The sequence below is a fragment of the Accumulibacter sp. genome, from assembly GCF_032229525.1.
Classification (GTDB): Bacteria; Pseudomonadota; Gammaproteobacteria; order Burkholderiales; family Rhodocyclaceae; genus Accumulibacter.
In genome coordinates this window covers 1-4,985 of sequence record NZ_JAVTWB010000222.1, presented here as the reverse complement: position 1 = coordinate 4,985, position 4,985 = coordinate 1, and the positions used below count along the sequence as shown (strand labels likewise).

General features: G+C 60.2%; 6 protein-coding genes. All 6 read right to left on the bottom strand.

Features of this window, described 5'->3' with window-relative positions; genetic code table 11:
- On the bottom strand, positions 1–548 hold a 548-nt coding region (cas1e, locus tag RUW20_RS17900; RefSeq protein WP_313953583.1), incomplete at its 3' end, for a type I-E CRISPR-associated endonuclease Cas1e.
- Between the two features lie 74 nt (positions 549–622).
- Positions 623–1,306 (bottom strand): type I-E CRISPR-associated protein Cas6/Cse3/CasE, encoded by a 684-nt coding sequence (gene cas6e, locus RUW20_RS17895; RefSeq protein WP_313953582.1) that lies wholly within the window; start codon positions 1,304–1,306, stop codon positions 623–625.
- Between the two features lie 2 nt (positions 1,307–1,308).
- Entirely contained in the window at positions 1,309–2,067 is a 759-nt protein-coding gene (gene cas5e / locus RUW20_RS17890; RefSeq protein WP_313953581.1) for a type I-E CRISPR-associated protein Cas5/CasD, read from the bottom strand.
- A 5-nt stretch (positions 2,068–2,072) separates the two neighbouring features.
- Positions 2,073–3,137, bottom strand: coding sequence for a type I-E CRISPR-associated protein Cas7/Cse4/CasC (gene cas7e / locus RUW20_RS17885; RefSeq protein ID WP_313953580.1), 1,065 nt, complete (start codon positions 3,135–3,137; stop codon positions 2,073–2,075).
- 45 nt (positions 3,138–3,182) lie between these two features.
- Positions 3,183–3,665, bottom strand: a complete 483-nt coding sequence (casB, locus tag RUW20_RS17880) for a type I-E CRISPR-associated protein Cse2/CasB (RefSeq protein WP_313953579.1) — start codon at positions 3,663–3,665, stop codon at positions 3,183–3,185.
- Positions 3,666–3,675: 10 nt separating this feature from the next.
- Positions 3,676–4,985, bottom strand: a 1,310-nt coding sequence (casA, locus tag RUW20_RS17875) for a type I-E CRISPR-associated protein Cse1/CasA (RefSeq protein WP_313953578.1), incomplete at its 5' end; no start/stop codon positions are given.

Sequence of the window (4,985 nt, the reverse complement as noted above, 5' to 3'; positions counted from 1 at the left end):
CAGCGGTTCGGCAAATCCGATACATCCCAATTCTCCGGGTTGTAGTCTCGTCCGTTCCACTTGACGCCAAACTTCTGCGCCAGCAACTGATAGCTGCGCCGCACGCGCGCGCCTTCAATACCGCGCAGCTGTTCGACGCTGCGCCGAGCTGGCGGCTCCTCGCCAAAACGAATCGCGTACATCTTGCGAACCACCTTCAGCCGAAGCACCTCGTCAAGCGCGAGCTTGGCCTGATACAGCAGGCGGTCAGCGCGGGCGCCGCCGGGTTGCCCTGCCGAATAGAGGCGTACCCCGGCTTCGCCCACCCAGACCAACAAGGTACCAACTCGCGCTGCCAAGGCCGCGGCCGCGTGCGACACACGCGTGCCGGGCTCCAGCATGATGCAGGCAACGCCGCCGATCGGGATATGCGTGAGCACAGGGCGCACGCGCAATCCTTGCTGATCCACTCGCACGAAAGCTCCATCAACAACATCGATCTCGCCCCGTTCAACGAAAACGACTGACAAGCGCTCCTTGATGGGGATTGGCTTGAGCGGTGGCAGCATTGTGGAAATCCAATGCTACCCGCGATGAGCCGGTACGGCCGCCGATACCGGGATCCGGACGCACACAACTGGACTCATGCAGCACGCACCAGCAAGAGGCCGCAGCCAAACGCCTTCGCATGCCCGATCCCAGCGCACAAGGTGGCCGAGAACGCCTCGGGATCAGTCACTCGCAACTCGCCCGAGAAATCCACGGTACTGAACCGTAGGCGCCCGCGCTTTTCCGAGTGCTGCGCATAGGCCTCCACCAACATGCTCTCGTTGGCGATTTCGAAACCCAAACGTGGCGCTCTCGAGAGCAGCCATTGCCCGCAGCAATCGCTTACCAGCTCATAGAGCGCCGGCTTATCGTGACCTCGCCACTCTTGCCAACGGGCAAGGCCGCGTTCAGCAAGCAATATTTTCTTCCGCTGCATCACCACATCGTGACGGGCAGACTTGCCATCCGAACTGATCGTTACGACCGGATTGGCCCGCAACTGAAAGCGCCAACGCGTGCCAATGGCGGGTCGGGGTGCATATTCTCGAGTCTGGACAAGCCATACGTCGTTCAGGACTTGCGGCGCACGTTTCGATACAACGTAGAAACGCGGGAAGCCATTTGTATCCATCCGGCGAAATAGAAAGTCTCTTGGCGAGCCTTCCTCAGCCGGGAAAAAGCGCCACAACCATTGATGCTCCGAGTAAGGACCGGCAGCCCACTGCTGTGCCGCCTCGCGCTCTCGGCCGGATGAAGGAGAAATCATCGAGAAGTGCATGGTTAGCCTCCTTCGTTCCGCAGCCAGACATGCTCGGTGCGATCGCCAAACTGCCAGCCTTTGCGACGGATCACACGGTCTTTACGTGGCGCACTGAGATCGGAGCTCACGCCGGCGGTGACACCGTCAGACCATGCGATTCGCACTACCGGAGCGATGTCCTCGAAAGGTGGGCGGCCGCGCTTGTCAAGATGTGCCGCACGCTCCTGTTCAAGCCGCGCCAGATACGCGTCGAACGCAGCCCGCGCCGAATCGGCATTGATTACTTGCGGATATAGTGGAGCGGCGGGCGGGCAGGATTTTCGCCCCAGATAAAGGACAAAGCGCGGTGATCGTAAAGCATCCGCCAGGGCATCCAGGGTATGCGGTGCATCAACCTGAGCTTGAACCGCCACCAGGCACGCAGCGTCTTGCCGATAGTCGCGCGTTGACAAGATCGTATGCAACTCATGCTTTGGCACAGCCAATTCCTCACGTCTTGTCGCCTGCGGCCGGCCCTTCAGCGTGCTGCGCCCCGGCACCTGCGCGGTGTGATAGTCCCGGAGCAAGCTGCCACCGTCTTGCACGCCGACAGCGAAGCCATAACCCTGCTTGAGTGCCGTCAAGGTCGAATCATCCTCGCGCCGGACGCCGAGTGCGGCAGCGAGCAAGCCGAGCAAGGCCGACTCTCCGGGGTACTCATGACTGCCACGATGCTCACCCACCGCAGTGCCACCCCAGGACGCCAGCGGTGCCTGCAATTGAAAGATCAGGAACTCCACGACCGTCAACTCTGAACAAAGGCAACAAGTTCTGGCAACGTACCTTTCCCGGCCTCGACATCAATCTGGTAGCGCATCTCCGCGCACTCGCCATACACCTTGTCGAAGTTCTTATAACGCGTCCTGATGGCCTCCACCGCCACTCCCAGCATGTTCTGGTCGCCGTACGGAGTGATTGGCTTGAGGAAGGCTTGCGCCAAGGAGCGCGGTTGCTGATCCCCCTTTTCGGCCAGAACGTAGCTGGCATACGCCCGTGACGCAAAGCTGTTCTGCATCCCGGTCGGTGACACTCTGGTCACCGCGTTGAGCAGGGCTTCCAGCGCTTTCTTCGTCAGCGCCTCGTCACCGCCCAGGTTCTCTTGTAGCAACTCCCGGTTGACGCACAGATAGAGATAGAACAGGCCAGCGCCATAGCCACGCTCACCAATATGCGAAGCACCACTGTCGTCCTGCCCATCGTTCAGGTCATCGACGGCCACGAAGTAGTCGTCCTCGACGGCGGCCTTGTGTACCGTAATTGCATGCGAAACCTGCACGGCCGCCTCGACGTTGAATGCTGGCGAATCGGCTAGCATACGGCCAAACATGGCTATGTCGACAGCATGTCGGGGTTTGCTCAGCAGAGCCAACTCGCTTTCGCTAGGGGCGCTTCCACGCTCGGCACACGTCGCAGACAGAGCGTTTATCGCGGCTATTTCTTCAGGGCTGAAATGGGCCAGTTGTTCGATTTCCAGATCCTCATCCTTCTCCGTCTTCTTGTCCGACTTGAGCTTCCCGAAGCGAGCGGCGATGGCCTTCGTCCATTCCCGCGCCGCTTTTTCAGCAATGCCGGCTTTCTTGAGTGCTTGAAAGACTTCCTTGCCCATCCATTTGGTGCGCGTGCCCAGATTTCCGGCGAGAGAAGTTTCGAAGATATCGGATGTTCGCCACGCTCGCTTCTGACTTTGCGATGAGAGGCGCAAGCGCATCGCGCCGCCCATCAGAGCGGTTTTAGGGCGACCGGTGTCGTCGCGATTCAGATTGGACGGTGGGTAGCTGGTCAGTACGTGAAGCTGAAGAAAGCGGGACATGGCGTGGTTTCCTGGAAAGAGTTGACAACGAAATAAGTGAGCGGTTTATTCGGGCCAGTCATAACCGTAGGCCCACTTTTTCTTGACCTCATCACCCCAGTGCATCAGGTCATTGGCCAGTACGATGACGTCGACGCCGCCCATCAAAGGCAGCGCGCGCCGAACGCCCGAAAATAGCGAATCGGAATCGGGCGACTCCAGCAATCGCAGGAAGCGCAGCTCACTGACGGGCGGACGATCCTCGCCCGGAGCACGCTGGCTCATGGCCAGGGCGGGCGGGCGAACGTCGTGCGCCTTGATATGCGCCAGTACGCCAACGACGAGGGCAAAGCGATCCCTTTCCCACCCCTTCCAGTTCGGTGCGCCAAGCCGCCGGCACAAGCGCTGATACGCAGGGCTAAGCGCGATCTCGGTTAATGAGGATGCCCGCCGCAGTACCGCGCGGCTCGCTCGGTCTTTCTCCAAGCCTTGCCACCATTCGAACAAGACCTTCCCGAGTCCTTCGCCTATCGTGAAGTAGATAGCCATGCGGTTCCCCTTAGATTCTAGCCGCTTGTGCGGCCGGTTTTCGTGACTTTGGTTTTTCGGTGGCGAGTGACGGAAGGAAAAGCGCCTGGCGTACCTTCGGCCCGCGCATGTTCCTCTTCAATTGTCGGAAGGCCTTGGCTACACGTTGCGGCCTTTGCCGTTCGACTTGGCCGGCACCAACGAAGACGGTGTCGAACAGCCTGACGACCGTGGTGATCAGTACCCGGTGCCATCTCTCACGAACGGCGAGCATATCGCCTTCGAGATTCTGCCGGGCGAGGTCGATAAGGTTGCGCAAATGGCCATAAAACACCGCTTCGGTGCTGCTCCAGAAAGTCGCATCGATTGCGCTGAAATCGCCGCGCGCTTCTGAACTGAACCAGGCATCCTTGACTGCCGAGCGCAGATAGAACGCTGCCAGGTCTGCACCCGCAAGCCAGATATCCACTTGCGACCCAACCCAATCCTGAGCATCCGCATCGCAGTCAGCCAGGCCGTAAAGCGGCAAGGTCGCTTCGTACCAGCAACGTGCTTTCATATTGTCCATGTCGTAACCGAAAGCCCACAGGCGCAACTGCCCGCGACGATCGGCAAGCGCATGTTGCACAACGCTGGCGCAACGCTGTTTCTTTTTGTCCGCCGCTTGGCCGAGCGTCCAGGCCAACCAGTGACGATAAGCAAAGCCACCGGGCTGAGGATGCATCGGCAGCCATCCCTGCTTGGCCTCGTAGTACGGCGACAGCGGGTGATTCCAGGGTCCCTTGTAGTTGAAACCGTAGTTCTTGCTGAGGTAGCGCCGAACGAGTCGCTCGGAAGATCGGCCGCAAACATCACAGTCACCGCCCTCAAGCGCTTCGAAGTCCAGACGGACCCGCCGTGGCATTGCCCAGAAGACGTGATGCGGGTGCACCTGCACCGGCGCGGTCTCGCCACCAGCGCGCTGGATTGCGGCTATGTCACTCATCCACGGGAAGCGAAAATGAAGCGCTGACTTCCCGGCGTCGCCACACAAGGCCAGAAACCCGCGTTGATCGCGTACGTTGAGCCACAGGTCGTGCCACAAGGAGCGGGACTGCCCGTCGAGCGGCATGCTCAGCAGCAAGGTGGTCAATGGCCCGCCCCCGCGCAGGCCTGTGCGATTTCCAACTCCTCCCGCCGGCGCGTTGATCTGCAGGGTCAACAGGGCGCTCGCCGCGCAATGTGGGCACATCCCCGATACCCGGCCACGCTTGACGAAATGGTCGCTATTGTTCTTGAGCGCATTCTCGCCCGGCGCGTCGATCAATAAGGCACCGATCTCATTGAACGAACCTTCGTCGG

What these genes read in the sequence shown, in the direction of transcription:
- cas6e (WP_313953582.1), bottom strand. Translation starts at nt 1,306, where the DNA reads ATGCACTTCTCGATGATTTCTCCTTCATCCGGCCGAGAGCGCGAGGCG.
- cas7e (WP_313953580.1), bottom strand. Translation starts at nt 3,137, where the DNA reads ATGTCCCGCTTTCTTCAGCTTCACGTACTGACCAGCTACCCACCGTCC.
- casB (WP_313953579.1), bottom strand. Translation starts at nt 3,665, where the DNA reads ATGGCTATCTACTTCACGATAGGCGAAGGACTCGGGAAGGTCTTGTTC.